This is a genomic window from Microbulbifer sp. MCCC 1A16149 (genome assembly GCF_050368945.1).
GTDB lineage: Bacteria > Pseudomonadota > Gammaproteobacteria > Pseudomonadales > Cellvibrionaceae > Microbulbifer.
Genome location: NZ_CP185959.1, coordinates 2,870,289 through 2,894,873, shown reverse-complemented (window position 1 = coordinate 2,894,873; position 24,585 = coordinate 2,870,289). Strand labels below are relative to the sequence as shown.

23 protein-coding genes are annotated in these 24,585 nt (G+C 52.3%); 18 read left to right on the top strand and 5 right to left on the bottom strand.

Translation table 11 applies throughout. The annotated features are described in order from the left end of the window. Nucleotides 1–69: 69 nt before the first annotated feature. Both ACONT6_RS12220 and ACONT6_RS12215 read right to left on the bottom strand, forming a co-directional pair. Nucleotides 70–579, bottom strand: coding sequence for a hemerythrin domain-containing protein (locus ACONT6_RS12220; RefSeq protein ID WP_428818771.1), 510 nt, complete (start codon nt 577–579; stop codon nt 70–72). 381 nt (nt 580–960) lie between these two features. Further along, entirely contained in the window at nt 961–2,472 is a 1,512-nt protein-coding gene (locus ACONT6_RS12215) for a vanadium-dependent haloperoxidase (RefSeq protein ID WP_428821513.1), read from the bottom strand. Between ACONT6_RS12215 and ACONT6_RS12210 the strand changes: the two genes are divergently transcribed. Further along, complete coding sequence (locus tag ACONT6_RS12210) at nt 2,443–2,511, top strand: OapA N-terminal domain-containing protein (RefSeq protein ID WP_428821512.1); 69 nt, start codon at nt 2,443–2,445, stop codon at nt 2,509–2,511. The two genes, ACONT6_RS12215 and ACONT6_RS12210, sit on opposite strands and share 30 nt — an antisense overlap. Nucleotides 2,512–2,821: 310 nt before the next feature. Here the strand turns inward: ACONT6_RS12210 and gltA are convergent, their stop codons facing one another. Next, nucleotides 2,822–4,111 (bottom strand): citrate synthase, encoded by a 1,290-nt coding sequence (gltA, locus tag ACONT6_RS12205; protein WP_078086040.1) that lies wholly within the window; start codon nt 4,109–4,111, stop codon nt 2,822–2,824. A gap of 647 nt (nt 4,112–4,758) precedes the next feature. Here gltA and sdhC point away from each other — a divergent pair. The 9 genes from sdhC (at nt 4,759) to sucD (ending at nt 16,072) form a co-directional block, all read left to right on the top strand. After that, nucleotides 4,759–5,133, top strand: a complete 375-nt coding sequence (sdhC, locus tag ACONT6_RS12200) for a succinate dehydrogenase, cytochrome b556 subunit (protein WP_428818770.1) — start codon at nt 4,759–4,761, stop codon at nt 5,131–5,133. Next, nucleotides 5,127–5,495 (top strand): succinate dehydrogenase, hydrophobic membrane anchor protein, encoded by a 369-nt coding sequence (sdhD, locus tag ACONT6_RS12195; RefSeq protein WP_078086038.1) that lies wholly within the window; start codon nt 5,127–5,129, stop codon nt 5,493–5,495. The genes sdhC and sdhD overlap by 7 nt, the downstream gene beginning before the upstream one ends. Nucleotides 5,496–5,498: 3 nt before the next feature. Continuing rightward, nucleotides 5,499–7,271, top strand: coding sequence for a succinate dehydrogenase flavoprotein subunit (sdhA, locus tag ACONT6_RS12190; RefSeq protein WP_428818769.1), 1,773 nt, complete (start codon nt 5,499–5,501; stop codon nt 7,269–7,271). Nucleotides 7,272–7,289: 18 nt separating this feature from the next. Next, nucleotides 7,290–7,994 carry a succinate dehydrogenase iron-sulfur subunit gene (locus ACONT6_RS12185; protein ID WP_428818768.1) on the top strand — a complete coding sequence of 235 codons (705 nt, stop codon included), beginning with the start codon at nt 7,290–7,292 and terminating at the stop codon, nt 7,992–7,994. Between the two features lie 190 nt (nt 7,995–8,184). Further along, the gene (locus ACONT6_RS12180) at nt 8,185–11,010 is read left to right on the top strand and encodes a 2-oxoglutarate dehydrogenase E1 component (RefSeq protein WP_428818767.1); all 2,826 of its coding nucleotides are present in this window, start codon (nt 8,185–8,187) and stop codon (nt 11,008–11,010) included. A 41-nt stretch (nt 11,011–11,051) separates the two neighbouring features. Next, nucleotides 11,052–12,251 (top strand): 2-oxoglutarate dehydrogenase complex dihydrolipoyllysine-residue succinyltransferase, encoded by a 1,200-nt coding sequence (gene odhB / locus ACONT6_RS12175; RefSeq protein WP_428818766.1) that lies wholly within the window; start codon nt 11,052–11,054, stop codon nt 12,249–12,251. A 179-nt stretch (nt 12,252–12,430) separates the two neighbouring features. Continuing rightward, nucleotides 12,431–13,873, top strand: coding sequence for a dihydrolipoyl dehydrogenase (lpdA, locus tag ACONT6_RS12170; RefSeq protein WP_428818765.1), 1,443 nt, complete (start codon nt 12,431–12,433; stop codon nt 13,871–13,873). Nucleotides 13,874–14,030: 157 nt separating this feature from the next. Beyond that, nucleotides 14,031–15,197 carry an ADP-forming succinate--CoA ligase subunit beta gene (gene sucC, locus ACONT6_RS12165; protein WP_078086033.1) on the top strand — a complete coding sequence of 389 codons (1,167 nt, stop codon included), beginning with the start codon at nt 14,031–14,033 and terminating at the stop codon, nt 15,195–15,197. Nucleotides 15,198–15,199: 2 nt separating this feature from the next. Beyond that, nucleotides 15,200–16,072: a succinate--CoA ligase subunit alpha gene (sucD, locus tag ACONT6_RS12160; protein ID WP_078086032.1), complete on the top strand. Its 873-nt coding sequence runs from the start codon at nt 15,200–15,202 to the stop codon at nt 16,070–16,072. A 125-nt stretch (nt 16,073–16,197) separates the two neighbouring features. Here sucD and ACONT6_RS12155 read toward each other — a convergent pair whose 3' ends face one another. After that, nucleotides 16,198–17,139: an integron integrase gene (locus tag ACONT6_RS12155; protein ID WP_428818764.1), complete on the bottom strand. Its 942-nt coding sequence runs from the start codon at nt 17,137–17,139 to the stop codon at nt 16,198–16,200. A 381-nt stretch (nt 17,140–17,520) separates the two neighbouring features. Here ACONT6_RS12155 and ACONT6_RS12150 point away from each other — a divergent pair, with 381 nt between their 5' ends. The 8 genes from ACONT6_RS12150 (at nt 17,521) to ACONT6_RS12115 (ending at nt 23,952) form a co-directional block, all read left to right on the top strand. After that, nucleotides 17,521–17,898: a tetratricopeptide repeat protein gene (locus ACONT6_RS12150; RefSeq protein WP_428818763.1), complete on the top strand. Its 378-nt coding sequence runs from the start codon at nt 17,521–17,523 to the stop codon at nt 17,896–17,898. Between the two features lie 232 nt (nt 17,899–18,130). Then, nucleotides 18,131–19,831 carry an ATP-dependent nuclease gene (locus ACONT6_RS12145; RefSeq protein WP_428818762.1) on the top strand — a complete coding sequence of 567 codons (1,701 nt, stop codon included), beginning with the start codon at nt 18,131–18,133 and terminating at the stop codon, nt 19,829–19,831. Nucleotide 19,832: 1 nt separating this feature from the next. Then, complete coding sequence (locus ACONT6_RS12140) at nt 19,833–21,464, top strand: UvrD-helicase domain-containing protein (RefSeq protein WP_428818761.1); 1,632 nt, start codon at nt 19,833–19,835, stop codon at nt 21,462–21,464. Nucleotides 21,465–21,615: 151 nt separating this feature from the next. Beyond that, on the top strand, nt 21,616–21,996 hold the full coding sequence (locus ACONT6_RS12135) for a hypothetical protein (RefSeq protein WP_428818760.1): 381 nt from the start codon (nt 21,616–21,618) through the stop codon (nt 21,994–21,996). Nucleotides 21,997–22,150: 154 nt separating this feature from the next. Continuing rightward, the gene (locus ACONT6_RS12130; RefSeq protein ID WP_428818759.1) at nt 22,151–22,645 is read left to right on the top strand and encodes a hypothetical protein; all 495 of its coding nucleotides are present in this window, start codon (nt 22,151–22,153) and stop codon (nt 22,643–22,645) included. Nucleotides 22,646–22,686: 41 nt separating this feature from the next. Then, nucleotides 22,687–23,133, top strand: a complete 447-nt coding sequence (locus tag ACONT6_RS12125; protein WP_428821511.1) for a DUF1493 family protein — start codon at nt 22,687–22,689, stop codon at nt 23,131–23,133. Nucleotides 23,134–23,283: 150 nt separating this feature from the next. Next, a complete protein-coding gene (locus ACONT6_RS12120; protein ID WP_428818758.1) occupies nt 23,284–23,769 on the top strand; it encodes a hypothetical protein in 486 nt (161 codons plus the stop codon). Between the two features lie 12 nt (nt 23,770–23,781). Then, nucleotides 23,782–23,952 (top strand): hypothetical protein, encoded by a 171-nt coding sequence (locus ACONT6_RS12115; RefSeq protein WP_428818757.1) that lies wholly within the window; start codon nt 23,782–23,784, stop codon nt 23,950–23,952. Nucleotides 23,953–24,170: 218 nt separating this feature from the next. Here ACONT6_RS12115 and ACONT6_RS12110 read toward each other — a convergent pair whose 3' ends face one another. Continuing rightward, nucleotides 24,171–24,584 (bottom strand): hypothetical protein, encoded by a 414-nt coding sequence (locus ACONT6_RS12110; RefSeq protein WP_428818756.1) that lies wholly within the window; start codon nt 24,582–24,584, stop codon nt 24,171–24,173. Between the last annotated feature and the right edge of the window lies 1 nt (nt 24,585).

The window sequence follows — 24,585 nt, the reverse complement described above, 5'->3', positions numbered from 1 at the left end:
TGGACCCTTTGAAAATTGCAGCTGTGGATCAAACTGTTTTTGACTGTCGGTCTGCCGACGGAACTCCTGTTACGAGTAACGGTACAGCGTATATAGCTCCCGTTCTTCCAGGGAAACCCTTCTGGTCAGCGCCTCGCCGATTTTTTCATACTCCTGCTTGAAGTCCATCAGCATCTTCCCGGTAAAAACTTCACGGGAGTAGCGCTTGCAGAACTGCACTACGGCATTGGCAATATCATTCATATCGGAACGGAAATCTTTGACGATCTGCAGCGTATGTTGGTCATCGCCGAGAGATTGTTCCAAGTACACGTAAAAGCTCACGTTTTCTTTTATCAGGTGGGCCTGGAACGTCGATTTGAAGGCTTTCAATAGCTCAGAAATTTTCCGGAAATCCTGCCGTTCATAGCCCTCTGACCATATGCGTTGATAGATCTGGATCAGTTCTTTGTGATCACCTTTAAGATCGTGGATCAGGTTCGGGTCGAAGCTGATCGAACGCCCCTGCCGGGAGCCATTAAGATCATGGTCCCCTGAGGATGAATTGTTGCGGGACTTCCCGGAGAAAATGCGGAACATAGTCTGAGCCTTTTATCGGACTTATCTGGGTATTCTTTTAGCTTTATCGCAGATAAAGAGGAGTAGGAATTTTGCCGCGCCCGGGCGTGATTGAAACTGTTTTTTTGGTTTTATATTCCAGCTGCATGGCCAGCTTGAGAATTTTGTCACAGTTTTAATCGGGGGAGAATAGCGCCAGTGAAAAACAGAAGGAATTTATCTGGGAAAAATGAATATAAATTTTGTTTTGGGTTTTATCTGACTGAGACGAAAAAAGTAGTATTTATTGGTACTTTAGTACTTGTTGTTTCGGGTTTTTATTCTGCCTGCGATGAGGCCCGCACCGGTTTCGGTACGGGCGTTCCTAATTGGCGCAGCGCGAAAAATGCGTTTCTATTTGATTTAATGTCTGCTCTGAATTTTTCTCGCTGGCTTGCGCACCGATGCGGTTCCGTCAATTAGCTTTTGCAGGTAACCGTGCGCCTTATCTCCGAATACTCCACAGATACGGCGTCCCTCATCGACTGCAGCCTGAAAATGCACGCCTGCCCACACGCGGCTCTGCCCACAGTTTTCTTCCAATGATGTCCAGGTGGGGAAATCCAGGCTGGTATCACTCGCGGGCGTCAGCCCTGGTTCAACGCGGGAAGAGCCGGCCGAGCGTGGAATGCTCCAGTTCAGAAGATCCGATCCCAGGTACTGACGTGCCGATTGTGCGTGCGCGGAACAGAAACAGGTCGATGCGGAGGGGTACTCCGGGTGATCTGCTTCCTCCAGATACGATTTCCATTCATGTGCGGCGATAGTCTGCGTGCCCTTACCAGGGCCGCCCCAGGCCGTCACCGGTTGGCTTCCGTAAATATACTGGATGGCACTGAACGGGCGCACCGCATCGTAGCGGCGCTTTTCCTGCCACACGAAAATGCCTGCGTCGTGCGCTGCCATATTGGTGAGAAAATCCAGCTGGATAAACTCAAGCAGACTGAGTCCCTGTGAAAGCGCCGCGAACACTGCGGAAAAACCCAGTGCCTCAATCTTGTTATCGAAGAGTTCCGCCATCAGCTTCTGCTGTTCGGTGAGATTGGCAGATGCGGCCAGTACTTCGTCAGCCTGCTGTTTATACGCAGCGAAATTCCAGTGGTAACTGGCGAGGGGAGGTAACGCGCGGAATTTACGCGGAGACTTGTAGGAGTAGGGCTCGGTCAGGGCGTACTGCGGAGTGACGAACTGCTGAATCTTGTATAGCCCCATACCTTGGCGTTGCAGGTCCGGTTGCCAACGTGAAGGATTGAACAGGGTATAGGCGGTGTTGATTGGCTGGTAACCTGTGTAATCCATGTACGGCATGGGGTTGTTGTCACGCTGTGGTCCAACGCGGGTTTCGTTGCCCAGCTGGTTCATACCATCGCGCAGTCGTCCCTCTACCACTGCCATGCCGGCGGCGTTGCCGATACCCACGGCAGTAGTGAGGTCCAGGCTGGTATCGTCCGGATCCTGGCCTGCATTTTCCAGCATGCTGCGCCATAACCCATTTTGCTCTGGCAGCAGGCTGTTCATTACATGGTAGCTCGCGTAAAGCAGGGCAATATTGATATTGCGGTTGGTTTCCGCTTCGGAAGCCGGGCGGCGTCCGAGGCGGGAGTAAACACCAACCGCCGTCGGATGGTAGGGGGCGCTCGCGTCAAACCAGGCATTGGTCACCATGGTGGTGATACGCAATACGAGTGTGGCATCACCACCGGTTGGGGAGACGTACTGGAATATAGCCGGTGCGACCGCGGGGATGACTGCTTCAATAGCTGCGTTGCCATTGTCCAGATCCAGAGGTGGTTGCTCCTGAGCTTGTACCTGCGTACAGGTTAGCGCTATGGCCAGCCCGCAAATATACGTAAAGCGGTTAATCAACTTCCCTATTTTCATCGGATTTTCCTTTTTATCATCGTGTGTTCATAGCGCCTGCTGATATTTCCAGCAGGGCTTGCGATTTATATCGTGTTTTTGTGAAAGTCCGGAAAAACTGGAGTTTTTATCAACGCCAATTTTTTGGCGGTGTTTATTCACCAAGCGTGGCGAGCCAGAAATTGGTGCGACAAATTTGCGGAGACTAAAGCGAATACAATCTTAGAGGGGCAAGTAAGCCGGTGGCGATTTTGGTAATTAATAGAAGGAACGCTATGCAGGGATAATTATCGGCAAGTGACTTTTTACCGGCATAAAAAAACCCGGCATGTGCCGGGTTTTTTCGTGTGGGGGAAGACCGGGATTAACGGTCTTCTGCAGCCACGTAGTCGCGAGCGGTGTAGCCGGTGTACAGCTGACGCGGACGGCCGATCTTGTACGGGTTGGAGATCATCTCGTTCCAGTGTGCAATCCAGCCAGCGGTACGGCCGGTAGCGAAGATCACGGTGAACATGTCGGTAGGAATACCGATCGCCTTCATGATGATACCGGAGTAGAAGTCGACGTTCGGGTAGAGTTTCTTCTCGACGAAGTACTCGTCTTCCAGGGCGATCTTTTCCAGCTTCTTGGCGATACGCAGCAGCGGATCGTTCTCGGCACCCATGGCACCCAGAACTTCGTCGCAGATGCCCTGCATTACGCGGGAGCGCGGGTCGAAGTTCTTGTATACGCGGTGGCCGAAGCCCATCAGACGGAACGGATCGTTCTTGTCTTTGGCCTTGGCAACATACTCGTCGATACGGCTCTCGTCGCCGATCTCCTGCAGCATGTTCAGAACCGCTTCGTTGGCGCCGCCGTGTGCCGGGCCCCACAGGGTCGCGATACCGGAGGAGATACAGGCGAAGGGGTTGGCGCCGGAGGAGCCGGCCAGACGCACGGTAGAGGTAGAGGCGTTCTGCTCGTGGTCGGCGTGCAGCAGGAAGATCACGTCCATGGCCTTGGCCACAACCGGGTCGATCTTGCTCGGCTCACAGGGGTTGCCGAACATCATGTGCAGGAAGTTCTCGGAGTAGCTGAGGCTGTTGTCCGGATACATGAACGGCTGGCCCTTGCTGTGCTTGTAGCACATGGCGGCCAGGGTCGGCATCTTGGCAATCAGGCGGTCAGCGGAGATCTTGCGGTGTTCGGGATCGGTGATGTCGAGGGAGTCGTGGTAGAAGGAGGCGAGGGCGCCTACTACGCCGCACATCATGGCCATCGGGTGGGCGTCGTAGCGGAAGCCCTTGAAGAAGTTGACCAGGGATTCATGCACCATGGTGTGGTTCATGATGCTGTTGACGTATTCCTTCTTCTGCTCAACAGATGGCAGCTCGCCGTTCATCAGCAGGTAGCAGGTTTCCAGATAGTCGGATTTCTGCGCCAGCTGCTCGATGGGGTAGCCGCGGTGCAGCAGTACGCCCTTGGCGCCATCGATATAGGTGATCTGGGATTCGCAGGAGGCAGTGGACATGAAGCCCGGGTCGTAGGTAAACAGGCCTTTGCTCGCCAGGCTGCTGACGTCGACAACGTCGGGGCCGGCGGTGCCAGAGTAAACCGGCAGGTCGTAAGGGGCGTCGATACCGTCGACCGTGAGTTGAGCTTTCTTGTCGGACATTGTGGACTCCTAAAAACTATTCGTTTGCCAGCTTTTTTATTTCCACACAAATCACTGAATCACTTCAGTAATCAGACGGCCCGAATAGGGGCGCGTTCCGCGCTCACCTGTGATCACCTTTTTATGGGAAGGGTTGTCTCAGGTGCATTCTTTGCACGTACAAAACCCGGAAAGTGCCGGATTCTGCGGGCTCGGAGGGCCTTCTTTGGCTGCATCCGACGCGGATTGGGGGCTAGCGGGCTTTTGAGCGCGGCCAAACTTAAGTGCCGCGCTCCAAATTGTCAAACCAAATCGATGTGGCCGGCGGGTTCTATGACCGCAGGATCTATCGCGTTGGGCGTGGGTGGCAGGGATTTTGCCTGTTCCGGAAGGAATTCTGGCGCGGAAATTCGGGTTTGTTGAAATGGACGTCTCATACCATGGTCGGGTGCTTGGCGCCGTTTGCAACTGGTACAAAGCCGTCATCTGCGGCCCTCGGTTCGTTGTGTTTTGAAATTTGAATGCCTATAATCCGCGCGGCTTGCGCCTTGGTAAGGCCACTTTGTACAAGACCTCCCCAGGTTGGGTGAAAAGTGATCAGCAAGCTCGCCCGGTAAATAGAAAATTAACGGGCGCCCCGTCTTTCAGGGCAACAAGGTGTTATTCCTGTGAACAAGAACAGACCTGTCAATTTAGACATTTCTACTATCAAGCTCCCTGCACCAGCGTTGGTTTCCATTCTGCACCGTGTTTCCGGTGTGGTGCTCTTCGCTGTGGTTGCGCTTTTACTGTGCATGCTGGACTCCAGTCTGGAATCCGAGCAGGGTTTCCAAAAAGTAGCCGACTTCTTTACCAGCGTCCCGGCCAAATTGGTCCTGTGGGCATCCCTGGCGGCGCTGATTTACCACCTGATCGCTGGCGTACGTCACCTGCTGATGGATATCGGCCTGGGTGAGAGCCTCGAAGGTGGTCGTCGCGGCGCCGTCATCGTGCTGGTGCTTTCTGTAGTGCTCATTCTGCTGGCGGGGGTTCTGGTATGGTAAAGGCAGTTACTGGCTTCGGCCGCAGTGGTCTGTACGACTGGTTCATTCAGCGCATCAGTGCTGTAGTGCTGGTGGCTTACACGCTCTTTATAGTGGGCTTTATTTTCCTCTCCAAGGATTTTGGCTACGCCAGCTGGTCCGCGCTGTTTGAACAGCGCTGGGTGCGCGTATTCACCCTGGTGGCTCTGCTCTCCACACTCGCTCACGCCTGGATCGGACTCTGGTCCGTTGTCACCGACTACCTCACCAATCGCATGATGGGCGGTAAAGCTACCGTTCTGCGCATCCTGGTAGAGGTCCTGTTGGGTGCCGTCGCCGTGTTCTACGCGGTGTGGGGCTTCGAAATTCTGTGGGGTATGTAAGTCATGTCGAATATGCGAACAATAACCTTTGACGGTATCGTAATTGGCGGCGGCGGCGCGGGTATGCGCGCGGCCCTGCAGATGGCCCAGTCCGGTTTCAAGACTGCGGTAATCACCAAAGTATTCCCGACCCGTTCGCACACGGTTTCCGCCCAGGGCGGCATTACCTGTGCCATTGCCAGCGATGACCCCAACGACGATTGGCGCTGGCACATGTACGACACCGTCAAGGGCTCCGACTATATCGGTGACCAGGACGCGATTGAGTACATGTGTTCCGTAGGCCCGGAAGCCGTGTTCGAGCTCGAGCACATGGGCCTGCCGTTCTCCCGTACTAAAGAAGGTCGCATCTATCAGCGTCCTTTCGGTGGCCAGTCCAAGGACTATGGCCGCGGTGGCCAGGCGGCGCGTACTTGCGCTGCGGCGGACCGTACCGGTCACGCACTGCTGCACACCCTTTACCAGAACAACGTCAAGCACAACACCGTATTCCTGAACGAGTGGTTCGCGGTAGACCTGGTGAAAAACCAGGACGGTGCTGTGGTCGGCGTCATCGCTATCTGTATCGAAGATGGCGAAGTAGTGTTCATCAAGTCCAAGGCGACTGTATTCGCGACCGGCGGTGCCGGCCGTATCTTCGCCTCTACCACCAATGCGCACATCAACACCGGTGACGGTGTTGGTATGGCCCTGCGCGCCGGTATGCCGGTGCAGGACATCGAGATGTGGCAGTTCCACCCGACAGGTATCGCCGGTGCCGGTGTACTGGTGACCGAAGGTTGTCGTGGTGAGGGTGGCTACCTGATCAACAAGGACGGCGAGCGCTTCATGGAGCGTTACGCGCCGAACGCCAAAGACCTGGCCTCCCGCGACGTGGTAGCCCGTTCTATGGTGCTCGAGATCCTCGACGGTCGCGGTGCTGGTGAGAATGGCGACCACGTATTCCTGAAGCTGGATCACCTGGGTGAAGAGCTGCTGCACAGCCGCCTGCCGGGTATTTGTGAGCTGGCCAAGACCTTTGCGCACGCCGATCCGGTGAAAGAGCCGATCCCGGTAGTGCCGACCTGTCACTATATGATGGGCGGTATCCCCACCAACGTTCACGGCCAGGCCCTGACCCAGGATGCCTCCGGTAACGATCAGGTGATCGACGGCTTCTACGCCTGTGGTGAAGTTGCCTGTGTATCCGTACACGGCGCCAACCGCCTGGGCGGCAACTCCCTGCTGGATCTGGTGGTATTCGGTCGCGCGTCCGGCCTGTTCATCGAGAAGGCCCTGCGCGAAGGTATCGAGAACCGCGAAGCATCCGAGTCCGATATCGAAGCCGCCATGGCGCGCCTGAACCGTCTCGAGACCACCAACGATGGCGAGTCTGCTGCCAGCCTGCGTACCGAGCTGCAGGGTGTGATGCAGAACCACTTCGGTGTATTCCGTCGCGGCGATTACATGGCCGAGGGCGTGAAGAAGCTGGAAGGCCTGCGCGAGCGTATCGCCAATGTGCGTCTGGACGACAAGTCCCGTGCATTCAACACCGCGCGTATCGAAGCGCTGGAGCTGCAGAACCTGCTGGAAGTTGCAGAAGCGACTGCCATCGCTGCAGAAGTCCGCACCGAGAGCCGCGGCGCCCACGCCCGCGAAGACTTCCAGGAGCGCGACGACGAGAACTGGCTGTGCCACTCCATGTACTTCCCCGCGGAAAAACGTGTTGGCAAGCGTGCGGTTAACTTCGCGCCCAACACCGTCGATGCTTTCGAGCCGAAAGCGCGTACTTACTAATTCGGGAGCGGAATGACCATGTTGAAAGTAAGCATCTACCGTTACAACCCGGAAACCGATTCTGCGCCGTATATGCAGGACTACGACCTGGATACCCAGGGCAAGGACCTGATGGTGCTGGACGTGCTGGAACTGCTCAAGGCCCAGGATCCGAGCCTGGCGTTTCGCCGTTCCTGCCGCGAGGGCGTGTGTGGCTCCGACGGTATGAACATTTCAGGCAAGAACGGTCTTGCCTGTATCATGCCGATCTCCGAGGCCGCGCCGAAGGGCAAGCTGGTACTGCGCCCGCTGCCTGGCCTGCCGGTCATTCGTGACCTGGTTGTGGATATGGAACAGTTCTACACCCAGTACAAGAAGATCGAGCCGTACCTGCAGAACAGCTCCCCGGCTCCGGCCATCGAGCGCCTGCAGTCCCCGGAAGAGCGCGCGAAGCTGGATGGCCTGTACGAGTGTATTCTCTGTGCCTGCTGTTCTACCTCGTGTCCGTCGTTCTGGTGGAACCCCGACAAGTTCATCGGCCCGGCCGGTCTGCTGCAGGCGTACCGCTTCCTCGCGGATAGCCGCGATGACGCAACCGATGAGCGTCTCGGCAAACTGGACGATCCGTTCAGCGTGTTCCGCTGCCACGGTATCCAGAACTGTGTGAATGTATGTCCGAAGGGTTTGAACCCCACCCGGGCAATCGGCCACATCCGTAATATGCTGATAACTCGCGCCGTGTAGGGGAGTCATTCCCAAACGGGAGCGCGGGTTCCCACCAAAAATAATCACAATTAAGCCGACAGCAAAGCAGGTGTCAGGCTTATACGAAAAAGGGGAGGTGTCTTTTTAGCGCCTCCCCTTTTGTGAGTGAAAGACAGGAAAGAGCGGCGTGAAATTCAAGGGTGCGCGCCGTCAACTGAGGTAGGCATTAATGCACGAAAGCACAATGGAGGAACTCTGGCGTACTTCGCATATTTCTGGCGGCAACGCCGGATACGTGGAGGAGCTGTACGAGACCTATCTGCACGATTCCAGTGGCGTACCGGAAGAATGGCGTAATTATTTTGACAGCCTGCCGCGCGTCAATGGCGGTGATGTCTCACATGCTGCCATTCGCCAGCACTTCGAGCTGTTGGCGAAAAACCGTACCCGCCCCCTCGCCGCTCCCGGCGCCGGCTCGGTCAATATCGAGCACGAACGCAAACAGATCAAAGTTCTGCAACTGATCAACTCCTACCGTCACCGCGGTCACAAGAGAGCCACCCTGGACCCCCTGGGACTCATGGCCCGTGAACAGGTGCCGGATCTGCAGCTGAACTACCACGGCCTCACTGAAGGCGATTTCGACACCACCTTCCAGACCGGCGACCTGTTCTTCGGTAACGGCGAGGCGACCCTGCGCGAGATCGTGGAAGGCCTGGAAAATACCTACTGCGGCAACCTGGGTGCAGAGATCATGCACCTGTCCAATCTGGACGAGCAGCAGTGGTTCCAGCAGCGCCTCGAGCGCAGCCAGTCGAAACCGAATTTCGGTAACGACGTCCGCACTGAAATCCTGCAGCGCCTGTCTGCCGCTGAAGGCCTGGAACGCCACCTTGACTCCAAGTACCCGGGCACCAAGCGTTTCGGCGTTGAGGGTGGCGAGAGCCTGATCCCGCTGATGGACGCCCTGATCCGTCGCTCCGGTACTTACGCGGTCAAAGAAATCGTGATCGGTATGGCCCACCGCGGTCGCCTGAACACGCTGGTCAATATCCTGGGTAAAAACCCGGCGGACCTGTTCGAAGAGTTCGAAGGCAAGAAAACCCTCGATACCTCCGGTGACGTGAAGTATCACCAGGGCTTCTCCTCCAACGTGATGACCCCCGGTGGCGAAGTGCACCTGGCGCTGGCCTTCAACCCCTCGCACCTGGAAATTTGTGCGCCGGTAGTTGTGGGCTCCGTGCGTGCCCGTCAGGATCGCCGTGGCGACAGCACTGGTGAGAAAGTAATGCCGATCAACATCCACGGTGATGCGGCATTTGCCGGTCAGGGCGTTGTGCAGGAAACCCTGCAGATGTCCCAGACCCGCGGTTACTACACCGGCGGCAGCATCCATCTGGTACTGAACAACCAGGTGGGCTTCACCACCAGCAAGCGCGAAGATGCCCGCTCCACCGAGTACTGTACCGATGTGGCGAAGATGATCGACGCTCCGGTGCTGCACGTGAACGGCGACGATCCCGAAGCGGTGGTACTGGCCGGCCTGCTGGCAGTGGATTACCGCTACGAGTTCAAGAAAGACATCGTTATCGATCTGGTGTGTTACCGCCGTCGCGGCCACAACGAGACCGATGACCCGTCTGGCACCCAGCCGCTGATGTACCAGACCATCCGCAAGCACAAGACCACCCGCACTCTGTACGCTGACAAGCTGATCGCAGAAGGCGTGGTGAGCAAAGCGGAAGCGGACAAACTGGCCAACGAATACCGTGACAAACTGGATCGCGGTGAAGACGTGGCAACCGGCCTGGTGAACAAGCCGGATGAGTCCATGTTTGTAGACTGGCGTCCGTACCTGAACCACGAGTGGACCGTAGAAGGCGATACCAGCTACGAGCTGTCCAAGCTGAAAGACGTGGCCAACCGCATGACCACCGTTCCCGACGGTATCGTGATGCAGCGCCAGGTTTCCAAGATCTACGAAGACCGCCGCAAGATGGCCGGTGGCGCACTGCCACTGAACTGGGGCATGGCGGAAACCCTGGCTTACGGTACGCTGCTAGAAGAGGGCTATATGGTCCGCTTCACCGGTGAAGACGTGGGTCGCGGTACCTTCTCCCACCGTCACGCGGTTATCCACAGCCAGAAAGACGGCCAGAGCTATGTGCCCCTTCAGCACATGTCCGAAGACCAGCCGCGTTTCGATATCTACGACTCGCTGCTGTCCGAAGAAGCGGTACTGGCATTCGAATACGGTTACGCCACCACCACCCCGAAATCCCTGGTGGTTTGGGAGGCGCAGTTCGGCGACTTCGCCAACGGTGCGCAGGTGGTAATCGACCAGTTCATTACTTCCGGTGAGCACAAGTGGGGCCGCATGTGCGGCCTGGTGATGCTGCTGCCGCACGGCTACGAAGGCCAGGGCCCGGAGCACTCCTCCGCGCGACTCGAGCGCTTCATGCAGCTGTGTGCAGAGCACAACATCCAGGTGTGTAACGCCACCACCCCGGCACAGATTTTCCACCTGTTGCGTCGCCAGGCAGTTCGCCCGATGCGTCGCCCGCTGGTGATCATGAGCCCGAAGTGGATCCTGCGTCACAAGCTGGCTACTTCCAGCCTGGAAGAGCTGGCCAACGGCCAGTTCCACAACGTGATTCAGGACGAGGGCGTAGATCCTGCCAAGGTGAAGCGTCTGATTATCTGCTCCGGCAAGGTCTACTACCATCTGCTGGAAGCGCGCATGGAGCGCGAGCAGGAAGATGTGGCCTTTGTTCGTATCGAACAGCTGTACCCCTTCCCGGACGACGAGTTCCTGGCAGCGGTTTCCGCATTCAAGAACATCGAGAGCGTCGCCTGGTGTCAGGAAGAGCCGATGAATCAGGGTGCCTGGTACTCCAGCCAGCATCACCTGCGTCGTCTGCTGAACGAAGCACATCCGAAGCTGGAGCTGGAATATGTCGGCCGCGCAGCTTCTGCTGCACCGGCGGCGGGCTATATGTCCACCCACCTGGAAGAACAGAATACGTTCATCAATGAGGCGCTGACTGTCAAATAAGGCAGCAGTACAACGAAGAGCAATCTCAGGAAACAGGAACAATGACCATCGAGATTAAAGCGCCAACTTTCCCGGAATCCGTTCAGGATGGCACCGTTGCCACCTGGCACAAACAACCGGGTGAAGCCGTGTCCCGCGATGAACTGATCGTGGATATTGAAACCGACAAAGTCGTGCTGGAAGTTGTTGCTCCGGCAGACGGCGCCCTCAGCGAAATTATCAAGGGTGAGGGCGATACCGTCCTCTCCAACGAAGTAATTGCCAAGTTTGAAGAGGGTGCCGGCGGCAGCGCGGGTGACTCCTCTGAAGCAGCCCCGGCTCCGGCTGAAGAAGCACCGGCTCCGGCCGCTGGCGGCGAGAAAATCGCCATGCCTTCTGCCAAGAAAATGGCGGCAGAAAAAGGCGTGGACCTGGGTGGTGTCGAAGGCACCGGCAAAGGTGGTCGCGTACTGAAAGAAGACGTGATGAAAGCGGGCTCCGCTCCGGCTGCTGCTGCGGCTCCGGCTGCTGCTGCGCAGGTAGAAGTTGCGCCGGGTGAGCGTGTTGAGAAGCGCGTACCCATGACCCGTATGCGTAAGCGCATCGCCGAGCGACTGCTGGATGCTTCCCAGTCCACCGCCATGCTCACTACTTTCAACGAAGTGAACATGAAGCCGATCATGGATCTGCGTAAGAACTACAAAGATCTGTTCGAGAAGACCCACAACGGCACTCGTCTGGGCTTTATGGGCTTCTTCGTAAAAGCAGCGGTTGAAGCGCTCAAGCGTTACTCCGCGGTGAACGCGTCCATCGACGGTAACGACATTGTTTACCACGGTTACCAGGACATCGGTGTTGCCGTTTCCTCTCCGAAAGGTCTGGTTGTTCCGATTCTGCGTAACGCAGAAAACATGGGCCTGGCGGACATGGAAAACAATATCCGTGACCTGGGCTTGCGTGCGCGCGACGGCAAGCTGTCTATCGAAGAGATGACCGGCGGCACCTTCACCATCACCAACGGTGGTGTGTTCGGTTCCCTGCTGTCCACTCCGATCCTGAATCCGCCGCAGACCGCGATTCTCGGTATGCACAAGATCCAGGAGCGTCCGATGGCAGTAGACGGCAAGGTAGAAATCCTGCCGATGATGTACCTGGCCCTGTCTTACGACCACCGCCTGATCGACGGCAAGGAAGCAGTTGGCTTCCTGGTAGCGATCAAGGAAATGATCGAAGACCCGGCGCGCATCCTGCTCGAAGTCTAAGTCGTTCGATTTTTGGAGAAAGGGCGGTTTCCGGTGTATTCGGTAACCGCCCGAAGCATATGAGCCTGTGAATAACTTCAGGCATCAGCGGCACCAAGACCGCCTCAGGAAAGCCGGGCAGATCCCCGGCGATGCGGAAACACCGCATTCGTTGAATCCACTCAAATTTGGAACAGACCATGTCAGAAAAATTTGACGTAATAGTAATTGGCTCCGGCCCCGGTGGTTATGTGGCCGCAATCCGCGCAGCGCAGCTGGGTCTGAAAACTGCCTGTGTTGAAAAATGGACCAACAAAGAAGGCAAGGTCGTCAACGGCGGTACCTGCCTGAACGTGGGTTGTATCCCGTCCAAGGCGCTGCTGGACAGCTCCTGGAAATACCACGAAGCCAAAGATTCTCTCGACGTACATGGCATTGATACCGGCAAGGTAAAGATCGACGTCAAGAAAATGATCGAGCGCAAAGACGGCGTTGTTAAGCAGATGTCTGGCGGTATCGCCGGCCTGTTCATGGCCAACAAAGTGACCTCCATCGAAGGCACTGGCAAGCTGCTCGCGGGCAAGAAAGTGGAAGTCACCGATCACGACGGCAAGACCACCACCTACGAAGCCGAAAACGTCATCCTGGCTTCCGGTTCCGTGCCGGTAAACATTCCGCCGGCTCCGATCGACAACAAGATCATCGTTGATTCCACTGGCGCACTGGAGTTCACCTCCGTACCGAAGCGCCTGGGCGTGATCGGCGCTGGTGTGATCGGTCTGGAACTGGGCTCCGTATGGAATCGCCTGGGCTCCGACGTTGTGGTTCTCGAAGCCATGGACAGCTTCCTGTCCATCATGGACCAGCAGATCGCCAAAGAATCCCAGAAAATCCTGAAGAAGCAGGGCCTGGATATCCGTCTGTCATGCCGCGTAACCGGCAGCGAAGTGAAGGGCAAAGAAGTTGTCGTCACTTACGAAGACAAAGATGGCAAAGAGCACCAGGAAACCTTCGACAAGCTGATCGTGAGTGTGGGCCGTCGTCCTTACACCGAAGGTCTGCTGTCTGAAGATGCTGGCGTTAAGCTGGACGAGCGCGGCTTTATCTACGTCAACGACCTGTGCATGACTTCTGCACCGGGCGTTTGGGCAGTAGGTGACGTTGTTCGCGGTCCGATGCTCGCGCACAAGGCGTCTGAAGAAGGCGTAGTGGTTGCTGAGCGCATCGCCGGCCAGAAGCCGATGATGAACTACGACGTGATCCCGAACGTGATCTACACCCACCCGGAAATTGCCGCTGTCGGTCGTACCGAAGAGCAGGTAAAAGCCGACGGCGAGCCCTACAACGTAGGTGTTTTCCCGTTCGTGGCTTCCGGTCGCGCCGTAGCTGCCAACGAAACTGGCGGCATGGTGAAGATCATCGCACACGCAGAAACCGATCGTGTACTGGGCGCCCACATTGTTGGCCCGTCCGCTGCCGACCTGGTTCAGCAAGTGGCGATCGCCATGGAGTTCGGCTCCAGCGCTGAAGACATCGGTATGACCGTATTCGGTCACCCGACCCTGTCTGAAGCCGTTAAGGAAGCTGCACTGGCAGCCAACGGCCACGCGATCCACATCGCCAACCGTAAAAAGCGCAAGTAAGCGACAGGTAAAGTCGGGGCGGAACCGGGACACGGTTTTCGCCCCGGATTCATTTCAGGCTCCTGGTTTTGTAACGACGCAAGCTCAGGAACCTGTCTAAAGGTGCAGAGCAATCTGCAATTGGTAAACACATTTCAAATGTGAATTGGTATTGACTATGAACTTGCATGAGTATCAGGGCAAACAACTGTTTGCAGCATACGGATTGCCGGTTTCCAAAGGCATCGCAGCGGAAACCCCGGCAGCAGCAGCAGCGGCAGCAGACGAAATCGGCGGAGACAAGTGGGTTGTTAAAGCCCAGGTGCACGCTGGCGGCCGCGGTAAAGCGGGCGGCGTTAAGCTGGTAGACTCCAAAGCGGAAATTGAAGAATTCGCCAAAAAGTGGCTGGGTAACAACCTGGTAACTTATCAGACAGACGAAAACGGCCAGCCGGTTTCCCGCATCCTCGTGGAAAGCTGCACCGACATCGACCAGGAACTGTACCTGGGCGCAGTGATGGACCGTGCTACCCGTCGCATCGTATTCATGGCCTCCACCGAAGGCGGTGTTGAGATCGAGAAAGTTGCGGAAGAGACCCCGGAAAAAATCCTGAAAGCCACCATCGACCCGCTGGTAGGCGCTCAGCCTTATCAGGGCCGCGAGCTGGCATTCCAGCTGGGCCTGGAAGGCGATCAGATCAAGCAGTTCACCAAGATCTTCCTGGGCCTCGCCAAGATGTTCGAAGAGAAAGATCTGGCCCTGCTGGAAATCAACCCGCTGGTAATCACCCCAGAGAAAAACCTGCACTGCCTCGATGCGAAAATCGTCATCGATAGCAACGCACTGTACCGTCACCCGGACCTGCGTGAAATGCACGACCCGTCTCAGGAAGACGAGCGCGAAGCACACGCAGCCAAGTGGGACCTGAACTACGTAGCGCTCGATGGCAACATCGGCTGCATGGTAAACGGCGCTGGCCTGGCCATGGGTACCATGGACATCGTCAACCTGCACGGCGGCAAGCCGGCTAATTTCCTGGACGTTGGTGGCGGCGCGACCAAAGAGCGCGTTGTTGAAGCGTTCAAGATCATCCTGTCCGACGAGAACGTAAAAGCCGTTCTGATTAACATCTTCGGCGGCATCGTACGCTGCGACATGATCGCAGAAGGCGTAATCGGTGCTGTGAAAGAAGTCGGCGTTAAGATCCCGGTTGTTGTTCGCCTCGAAGGTAACAACGCAGACCTGGGTGCCAAGGTTCTGAGCGACAGCGGCCTGAACATCATCGCTGCCACCAGCCTGACCGACGCGGCAGAGCAAGTGGTTAAAGCTGCGGAGGGTAAATAATCATGTCAGTACTGATTAACAAAGACACCAAAGTAATCTGCCAGGGCTTCACCGGCTCCCAGGGTACTTTCCACTCCGAGCAGGCTATCGAGTACGGTACAAAAATGGTCGGCGGTGTAACCCCGGGCAAAGGCGGCCAGACTCACCTGGGCCTGCCGGTATTCAACACCGTGAAAGAAGCCGTAGAAGCTACCGGTGCAGAAGCATCCGTTATCTATGTACCGGCACCTTTCTGTAAGGATTCCATCCTGGAAGCAGCCAACGGCGGCATCAAGCTGATCGTGTGCATCACCGAAGGCATTCCTACCATGGACATGCTGGATGCCAAGGTTAAGTGCGACGAGCTGGGCGTACGCCTGATCGGCCCGAACTGCCCGGGTGTGATCACTCCGGGTGAGTGCAAAATCGGCATCATGCCGGGCCACATCCACAAGCCGGGCAAAGTGGGCATCGTGTCCCGCTCCGGTACTCTGACTTACGAAGCCGTAAAGCAGACTACCGACCACGGCTTCGGCCAGTCCACCTGTGTGGGCATCGGCGGCGACCCCATCCCGGGCTCCAACTTCATCGACATCCTGGAAATGTTCCAGAACGACCCGCAGACCGAAGCGATCGTTATGATCGGCGAGATCGGCGGTTCTGCTGAAGAAGAAGCAGCTGCTTACATCAAGGAAAACGTCACCAAGCCGGTCGTTTCCTACATCGCTGGTGTAACCGCTCCTCCTGGAAAGCGCATGGGCCACGCCGGTGCGATCATCTCCGGGGGTAAAGGTACTGCAGACGAGAAGTTTGCGGCACTGGAAGACGCTGGTGTTAAAACCGTCCGTTCCCTGGCGGAAATCGGTAATGCACTGAAGGAAGTAACTGGCTGGTAATCGGCTAATTGCTTCCCAAAAAACGGGCCCTAGTGGGCCCGTTTTTTTTGCCTCGATAAAATTGGCCAGAGGCTTTTGCAATGCTCTCTTTGCTTTCTGACCTGATTTTGTCCACACAACCCTTGTCACTGGATGTCGTTATCCAGCGGGCTGTGAGTTTCCTCTGTATGTGTGCCGATAACATGGGTATAGATCATCGTCGTCTTTACGTTACTGTGTCCTAGCAGCTCCTGTATCTTTCGAATATCTGTACCTGCTGCGAGTAGCTGGGTGGCAAATGAATGACGAAAGGTATGGCAGCTTGCAGCCTTTTTTACATCGGCCTTAATAATTGCGCGTGCCACAGCGCGTCGTACCTGTTGTTCACGGATATGATGACGGCGAGTCACTTGCAACTGTGGACAAAAGGCAGGCCTTTCCGCGGGGAATAGATACAGTAATCCCGGGCTACTGTGGGTCGAATTAGAAGACTTTACACCCGGCATGTAGATAGAACCGAAACCCTTTATCCGATCCTGGCGGTTTAAAGCCAAAACCATATCAATCTGGTGTTGCAAGGGGTTAACGAGTGACCGGGGTAACAGTACTCGACGTGCCTTACTGCCTTTGGCTTCATTGACAGTCAAGGAAGATTCGCCAAAGTCCAAATCACCTATACGCAGGCGCACGGCCTCCATTATCCGCAATCCCGCACCATACATCAGCGACGCTGCCAGCCAACTTTGGCCCGTAAGGAGGGACAGTACACGCATTGCTTCGTCGTGACTAAATACGACGGGCAACTTTCGCCCCTTATTGGCGCGGGTAAAACTCAATTGACCGATTTCACGGCGCAAGAACTGTCTGTACAGGAACACCACGGCATTGAGGGCGGTTTTCTGGGTGTTGATGGATACAGAACGGTTGCAGGCGAGGTGGCAAAGCCAGTTGTCAATCTGCTCAGCCCCGAGGTTCTCCGGTCTCTCCATATTGTGAAAGCGGATATAGTCACGAATCCACCGGCAATAGGTTTCCTCCGTCCTGTATGCCAGTCGTCTAGCTCGCATAAAGGCGCGCAGGCGATCCATGAACCTAATTGGGTGGGGCGGTAGTGGGTGAGGTACATCTTCCATGGGGGCACCATCATCAAGGAACTTGTACTGATTTTATATACAGTATTCTGGGTGATTGCTAGCCATATCCCATTACAAGCGATTACAGTGCCCGCTATCTCCAGCCGAAAGAGCTATACCTTGGAAATATAAATATAATCAATGACTTGGGCGAGGTGAGCCAGGACGTGATAGTGGGCAAAGTGACTCATTATGCTTTGGGGTGTATGGTTGACGGATTACCGGAAAGCTTGACGTCATGGGGCCTGGCGCGCATTCTTGACGCAAAATACCGCGGCGGATAGTGGGCAGATAAATTAGCGCACTTCGCCCACGATATAACTGTTAAGTTTTGGAATGGACATCGAAGATATAAACAAAAAGGCAAAATTATTGATTGATGAAACTTGGAAGGATAGCTCCAAGTGGCACGAGAATTTCAATGAAGCCAGAAAGTTACTAGAAGGTGCGTTGAGTGTAGATCCCAGTGATGAAACAACGCTAATAAATTATGGGACGGTCTTATGTGACATGGGTCGCCATAAAGACGCCACTAAATATCTTAAAAAGGCAATAGATCAAAGCAGCAAAAATAAACATGCTTTTTACAATTTGGGCGTAGCGCTTATAAATTATTCTTCCCACGACGATGCTATGGTCTACATGAAAAAAGCAAAAGCTAAAAAAGAAGGCGTGCTGACTTGGGAGGCATATTTCGATCCTATGGGGCACTAAAAACTTAACAATGCAATGCAGCCGACGTCTTACTTTGTGCACTTTTTGCACGGTCGCTGCGCTCCTATTTTCGTGCAAAAAGCACACAAAGCAAGCCGCGGCTGATTGCGGCGTTAGAGGGCAATCGTAATTCCTTGTGAATCATATAGTTCATTGCAACCATAATAATTTTATGAGTAAGGTTGATTGCTATCAAACCTGACCTTTCAGACTGTTTTAAAGGGCACTTAAAGTGATAATTGAAAAAGTAAGTCTTAAAGGCTTCAGGAACTTCCAAGAAGCCACTATTCGATTTACAGATAAGACATTAATTATTGGGGGCAATGATGTTGGTAAAACAAATTTGCTCTATGGCATCCGTTTGCTACTCGATAAATCGTTGTCAGATAGGGATATTGAGCCAGAAGCTACCGACTTCTTCATAGATAGCGATGGAGTTCAAGCAGAATCTTTCACTATTAAAATTTATTTTTCTGAAATTAAAGAAGATGCTGTTCTTTCTTCACTAAAGGGAAGTGTGAGTGATGAAAGCAAGACCGTGATTGCTCTTACAGCAGATAGAACGACACTTGATTACGAGATATCTATTGGATGCTCGGATGATGAGCTTGAGATTATTCCATCAAGGTTCTATTTAAAACAGTTGAATTTACGATATGTAAAATCCCGCAGAGACCTTCAAAAGTTCATTCAAATAGAGAAAAGAAAATTACTTAAACAGTCGCAAGAGAGCCTTAAGCCTGAAGATCTCGAGAGTGACCAAGTTGAAATGCTAGCCATCTCAGCCAAGCTAAACGAAGTTAATGAAAAGGTTGCTGAGCTTAACTATGTAAAGGATGCCACTTCAGTAGTTAATGAAGAGTTGAAAAAGCTATCATATAAAAATGATAACTATAGTGTTCATTTGGACACTGGGGCTATAAAGGTAAATCAGTTTATTGAAAATTTAGAATTAGGTGCATCTACATCTGGCTCAAAACTAATGATTGGCGGTGATGGACGAAACAATCAAATATTATTGGCCTTATGGAAGGCAAAAAGTCAAAGAGAGTTTGATCCTGACCACGAGGTTACATTTTACTGTGTTGAAGAACCTGAAGCCCATTTACATCCACATCAACAACGAAAGCTAGCTGATTACTTAATTCATGATTTGCCCGGGCAAACCATAATTACAAGTCACTCCCCTCAAATTACAGAACGATATAAGCCAGATTCGATAGTTCGAATTCTCTTAACTGAAACTGGTAGTACAGCGGCCAGCGGTGGTTGTTCTGAATGCATTTCCGATGCTTGGGACGACTTAGGTTATAGGATGAGCATTCTTCCGGCTGAGGCTTTTTTTTCTAGCTGTGTTTTTTTGGTAGAAGGCCCATCGGAAAAACTTTTTTACGAAGAGTTAGCAAGACAGATAGGTATAGATTTGGATTTTTGTAATATCTCTATCCTTAGTGTTGATGGAATTCAATTTAAAGTCTATAGCAAAATTTTAGATGCTATGGAAATACCTTGGGTGATGAGAACAGACAATGATGTTTCAGGCATTAAAAATAGTGTTAATAAAAGAGCTGTCGGTATTAATAGATGCTTGTCATTGGCTGGCCTAGCTAATGGCCCCGACTATACCCCAACAACAACTTCGCAAGGCTTAGTTGATTCAGGAGTTTGGAAAACGACTTCAGATCAAATAAATCCTTACGGAATATTTCTTTCAAAGGTTGACCTAGAAGCCGATCTGTCTTTAGAACTTCCTGCTGAGTTGTTAACTTATTCTGGAAAGACGGATATCAATGATGCAGTAAAATACTTGCAAAGTAAAAAAGCTATTAGAATGCGAGAGTTTTTGTCACAAAATCAACAGGCGCTCATAGGAGTTAGCGGGGGCGAGCTAGCTAAGCCACTGCATCATGCGGTTAAGTTGGCAGGCCAATAACATGAGTGATTTCGAGTATACGCCGGATCAGAAAGCAGCCATAACCTCAAACTCAAATATGGTTATTACTGCATGTCCAGGAAGTGGAAAGACTACTGTCGTTGCAGAAAAGATAAGAAATGAAGTTAAAGATCTTCCGCCTTACAAAGGTGTTATTGGAATTACTTTTACTGTAAAAGCCAGTAAGGAATTAAGACAGCGATGTAAGAAGAATGCTTGTGATACTAAAATGAGCTTTTTTGGCACAATTGATCATTTTTGTTTGAGTGAGATTATACATCCTTTTTTAGCAAGAGTTCTTGATAGGAAAAAGCACCAGTTAGAGTGTATTAAGTTTGATGAAATACCCGAATTTGTTTTAGAAAAACTGAGTGTAATACCTCATTACAGCGACGAGGTAAACTCCACTTCATTTAAATGCCTCGAAGATGATATTAGCACATTATTCGATCATGGTTTCGTCTTGCTTGAACTGCTAGGTGTGATAGCAAATTATGTCATAGCAGAATCTCATGCTTGTCAAAGATATATTGCAGCAAAATACAGCTCGGTATATATAGATGAATATCAGGACTCCTCTGAGCCACAGCATGCACTCTTTCTCAAGTTATTAGAGCTGGGACTTGTCGGTGTTGCAGTTGGTGATGTACAACAATCCATCTATGCTTGGCGTGGAAGTGACCCAGAGTTCATTAAAGAGTTAACAAATAATCCTGATGTCTTCGAACATCATATTGTAAATATTAATCATCGCTGTCATCCATCAATTACTAACTATTCTAACCGGCTTTACGACGCTGAGTGTGATTTATTGCCTGCTAGTGATGTCAGAGTGTATAGGCGCCACTACACAGGTACTCAAGTAGATGTCACTGAAAAAATAAATGAGTCAATTGAAATTGCGCTTAAGAAAAACATAGTCGAGTCATACTCGCAAATAGGAATACTTGTAAGGAATAACATATCTCTAGAATTTCTTAGTAATGGATTAAATGTACCGTTTCGAATTTTTGACGAAGACCCATTAGCAGTTAGAAATACAAGGGTTTGTAATCTATTTTCTCAGCTTTTGAGGTTTAGATACGACGAGCATCATCGTTTAAATGATGTTGTTGAATATATTCAGTCTTTCACTCCAATTTCGAAGAATAGATTATCTGTATTGCGTGAAACGATATCAACTATTGGTGATAAAGTTCAGGATGAACTATCACGTACAATTGTAGATATCACTGGGGAAGTTTTAAATATTGACATCAGTGCTTCAGATAAAGAGTTGATCAATGCAATATGTTTGGATTCTAAGTTACTTCAACACTATAAGCCGATAAATGAGAATGAAGTTCAAGTCATGACGCTTCATAAATCTAAAGGGCTAGAATTTGAACTTGTTTATCACTTGGATCTATACGATTGGATTCACCCTAAAAGAAAGTTTGTTCGAGGTTGTTTCGATGTAATATATGATAATTGGGAGCAGGAGTTAAATTTACATTTTGTTGGGATAACTAGAGCGAAAAATTATTGTGTTCTAGTTACTAGTAATAGTCGTCTCAATCGAGCCTATGAAACCAAAACAGGTAATCCATCTCAATTCTTTTCGTTGCCAGGATTAGATGGTTTATATCGATAGCACAATAAATATTCGCTGTCGTCATAGTTATAAAGACTGTTATCAACCCGCAGGATGTCGCAATTTTCCCTCTAACAAGTTGCTGCACGCGGAAAAATTACTCGCTTCGCTCCTAATTCTCCGGTGAGCAAAGCGTTAGGTGAGCCAAAACATGGAAAGTGTCGCCGGTTACTTCGGTTATGAAAAGCAAGGGTTCTGTGGGGCAAAGCTCACAAAGAGAGCTGGAACTCTTCATGTTGAGCTTTACGACGAAGAAATTGGAAATTTTCTGCTGAAGTTTATTGGCGTTAAGAAAATACAATTTTCTGATGCCGACCTTTGCTCACTATGCCTGGCTGTGTATTCTTGCGAAGTGGTAGATCTCGGCTCAACTGAAGATCTTCAGGAAACTATTAAAACGAGCTTGAAAAGAAATTCGACTCCACCTCATTTAAAGCACTACAGTATATTTTTGCCTGAAATTGGTGTTTATGAAATCTTCGCGGAAGAAGTAGAAGACGTGAGCGCTGAAACTTATAGTGAAGGTGTTTAGCCATGATATGTGGTGCACCACTAGCGAAGCACCTAACAAGGTGCTGCAGGGGACGTCTTACCTTGCGCACCTTTTGCGCAGTCGCTGCGCTCCTGTTTTTGCGCAAAATGCACGCAAGGTAAGCCGTCCCTGAGCACGGCGTTAGGCAAACCACATGGAAAGAGCATTTTCAGCTCCCGTTGAAATTGAGCCGGATGAAGTGGAAGAAGTTTATAGCCGGGCGCGGACGGAGAAGTGGGAAGAAGATTGGTTGGAGGTATTTTATCCGGACCAAGTAAAGCCTAAGTTGCGTGCCTTGCCCTATTTGTGGGCTGTATTCCCAAAGGGAGTATATCCGGCGCTAAGTGGAAAAGCTGCAATCAAAGCTTACGAGGCTCAAGTCGCACCAGGATACGTTGTACTTCCGGACAACTTTAAGCTTGCTGTTCTCTCTAATGCAAAGCCGGAGAATGCTCAGGCTTCCGAATATTATGTTTTCCCCGAAAACATGGCTTGGATTATGGCTTTCACTCACGAGGACTATTATGGTGAAAACGCAGGCCCATATTTCGCGAAAAACAAAGATTATGACAAGTTGAATCAAAAAAACCGACTTAAAGTAAAAAAGAAAGCGGAGGTTGAGGAGGCCAAAAGGCAAGGGTGGCTATAATTGAGCGTGTGCAGAGCAACTGCCTAACAAACGCAAGCAGAATGCTCCAGCCCTTCGGGCCTCCGCGGGACGCCCAACGCTATGCACATTTTGTGCGGGTCGCTGTGCTCCCACTTTCGCACAAAATGTGCATGGCATTGGTCGCCCCTGTTGCGGGCGTTACATGTCTTATGGAACCTGAGATCATAAAGTTTTTATCAGAATTTACCGCGATAAAGCCGGGAAAAATCTCGGGAGATACGCTAGTAAATTTTGACCTAGGCGTGGATGGCGACGATGGGTTAGAGCTGTTACAGGAGTATGCAAAGAAATTTGACGTCGACATTAGCGGGATCTCTGAATCGTATTTTAGTCCAGAAGGTGTACCTCTTTTATGGCCGTTTCATTTCATACGCTTGCTACTTGGCCATAGGCCTATCGGTCTAGTACCGCTTCCTGTATCACAGCTTGTAAAGTCTGCGGAGGCCGGAAAGTGGGTCAACATGTAACCAGGCCAGGCTGTTTGCTCCGGGCCTTCGGCCCTCCGCGGGACAGCTTACCTTGTGCACGTTTTGCACAGGTCGCTATGCTCCCATTTTTGCGCAAAACGCGCACAAGGTAAGCTGCCCCTGCTGGCGGCGTTACGCGTAGAGATAGTTATGGGGCTCTGTATAGAATTCTGGGAGGGAGATGTTCGAGTCAATTCAGATGATTTGCGTAGACTAATAAAAGAAAGTACGTCATTGTTTGTGGAGGTTGTTGAAGTAAACGAGAACATACTCGAACTAAGTTGCAAGCGGCTTCATGTCGCTGTAAGACAGATGACAAAGAATGGAAAAATGGCGACTGGTTTTCTGGCTGTAGTCATATCACTCGCGGCTTATTATTTTGGTGCGGCAGCATTCACACCAGCGGTACTTTTATCTCTAGTGTCGGCTCCACTAGCTATAATTTCACTCTTCGTTAAAGCCTGGCGGCTTGGTCTATTAGCTTTATATTTCTCTCTTTTTGCGTTGTTAACGTCACCTACTTTGGGTGCTCCTCCATTTGCATCTGAAACTGGATTTATCGTGGTTGCTTTGGTGGGCCTAATTCTGGCTATGGTTCTAGCCATCCACTGGTGCTGTACTTCTCGAAAAGCCTAGTAAGGGCGGGCGATGGGGGCCTACTTCGAGGAGCAGGTGAAAACCCTGATCGACCTGCCCATCTTCGGTGATGTGCGCGGTCGTAAGTACATGATGTGTATCGAGAACGTAGCCGACAAGGAGACCAAGGAACTGATCGATTCTGCCGCCAAGGTGGGTAACCGTATCGCCGATCACTGTTAGGCTCGCGGACTGATTGTGCGCCCGCTGGCACACATGAACGTGCTGTCTCCGCCTCTGCCCCTGAACAAGGAAAGCATCGACTTCCTGGTGGCGACCCTGCGCGAGAGCATTGAGGCCACCATGGCCGAGCTGAAGGCGGAGGGATATCTCTAAGCCTTCAGTCTGTGCAGCCCCCCAGTCCATATGGGGGCTGCACCGACTCGGCAATTACCCGCGTATTACTTCCAGAACTGCCACCACTTTTTGCTGTTTTCCGCGCGCGCAGCCTGACCCTGCTCGGATCCCTTATCCATTTCCTTGCGCACTTGCTCCGCTTTTTTGGCCTGTTGTTTTTCCAGACCCTTGGCTTCTTCTTTCCCTGCGGTGGATTGCTCTTCCGCTTCCATTGCCTTGTCAGCCTTGCGGGCTTCTTTTTTCTCCATAGCGGCGGCACGCTTTTCTTCGGCCATCATGCGCTTCTCTTCTTTCTTGAGCTGCTTCTCGGCGGCCATTTCACGCTTGCCTTCCGCCATCTCGCGATGCTCTGCGACGTGTTCTTTCGCTTTGTCTGCCTGGCTGGTATCCGGTTGCTGGGCGAAGGCGGATGCAGAAACCAGAAGGGTGGTGGCAATCAACGCTGAGGTTTTCTTCATT

Coding starts and splice junctions, on each gene's coding strand:
- lpdA (WP_428818765.1), top strand. CDS start 12,431: ATGTCAGAAAAATTTGACGTAATAGTAATTGGCTCCGGCCCCGGTGGT.
- ACONT6_RS12135 (WP_428818760.1), top strand. CDS start 21,616: ATGGAAAGTGTCGCCGGTTACTTCGGTTATGAAAAGCAAGGGTTCTGT.
- ACONT6_RS12125 (WP_428821511.1), top strand. CDS start 22,687: ATGCTCCAGCCCTTCGGGCCTCCGCGGGACGCCCAACGCTATGCACAT.
- ACONT6_RS12130 (WP_428818759.1), top strand. CDS start 22,151: ATGGAAAGAGCATTTTCAGCTCCCGTTGAAATTGAGCCGGATGAAGTG.
- ACONT6_RS12115 (WP_428818757.1), top strand. CDS start 23,782: ATGGGGGCCTACTTCGAGGAGCAGGTGAAAACCCTGATCGACCTGCCC.
- ACONT6_RS12180 (WP_428818767.1), top strand. CDS start 8,185: ATGCACGAAAGCACAATGGAGGAACTCTGGCGTACTTCGCATATTTCT.
- gltA (WP_078086040.1), bottom strand. CDS start 4,111: ATGTCCGACAAGAAAGCTCAACTCACGGTCGACGGTATCGACGCCCCT.
- ACONT6_RS12110 (WP_428818756.1), bottom strand. CDS start 24,584: ATGAAGAAAACCTCAGCGTTGATTGCCACCACCCTTCTGGTTTCTGCA.
- ACONT6_RS12185 (WP_428818768.1), top strand. CDS start 7,290: ATGTTGAAAGTAAGCATCTACCGTTACAACCCGGAAACCGATTCTGCG.
- ACONT6_RS12140 (WP_428818761.1), top strand. CDS start 19,833: ATGAGTGATTTCGAGTATACGCCGGATCAGAAAGCAGCCATAACCTCA.
- ACONT6_RS12155 (WP_428818764.1), bottom strand. CDS start 17,139: ATGGATCGCCTGCGCGCCTTTATGCGAGCTAGACGACTGGCATACAGG.
- sdhA (WP_428818769.1), top strand. CDS start 5,499: ATGTCGAATATGCGAACAATAACCTTTGACGGTATCGTAATTGGCGGC.
- ACONT6_RS12120 (WP_428818758.1), top strand. CDS start 23,284: ATGGGGCTCTGTATAGAATTCTGGGAGGGAGATGTTCGAGTCAATTCA.
- odhB (WP_428818766.1), top strand. CDS start 11,052: ATGACCATCGAGATTAAAGCGCCAACTTTCCCGGAATCCGTTCAGGAT.
- ACONT6_RS12150 (WP_428818763.1), top strand. CDS start 17,521: ATGGACATCGAAGATATAAACAAAAAGGCAAAATTATTGATTGATGAA.
- sucD (WP_078086032.1), top strand. CDS start 15,200: ATGTCAGTACTGATTAACAAAGACACCAAAGTAATCTGCCAGGGCTTC.
- sucC (WP_078086033.1), top strand. CDS start 14,031: ATGAACTTGCATGAGTATCAGGGCAAACAACTGTTTGCAGCATACGGA.
- sdhD (WP_078086038.1), top strand. CDS start 5,127: ATGGTAAAGGCAGTTACTGGCTTCGGCCGCAGTGGTCTGTACGACTGG.
- ACONT6_RS12220 (WP_428818771.1), bottom strand. CDS start 579: ATGTTCCGCATTTTCTCCGGGAAGTCCCGCAACAATTCATCCTCAGGG.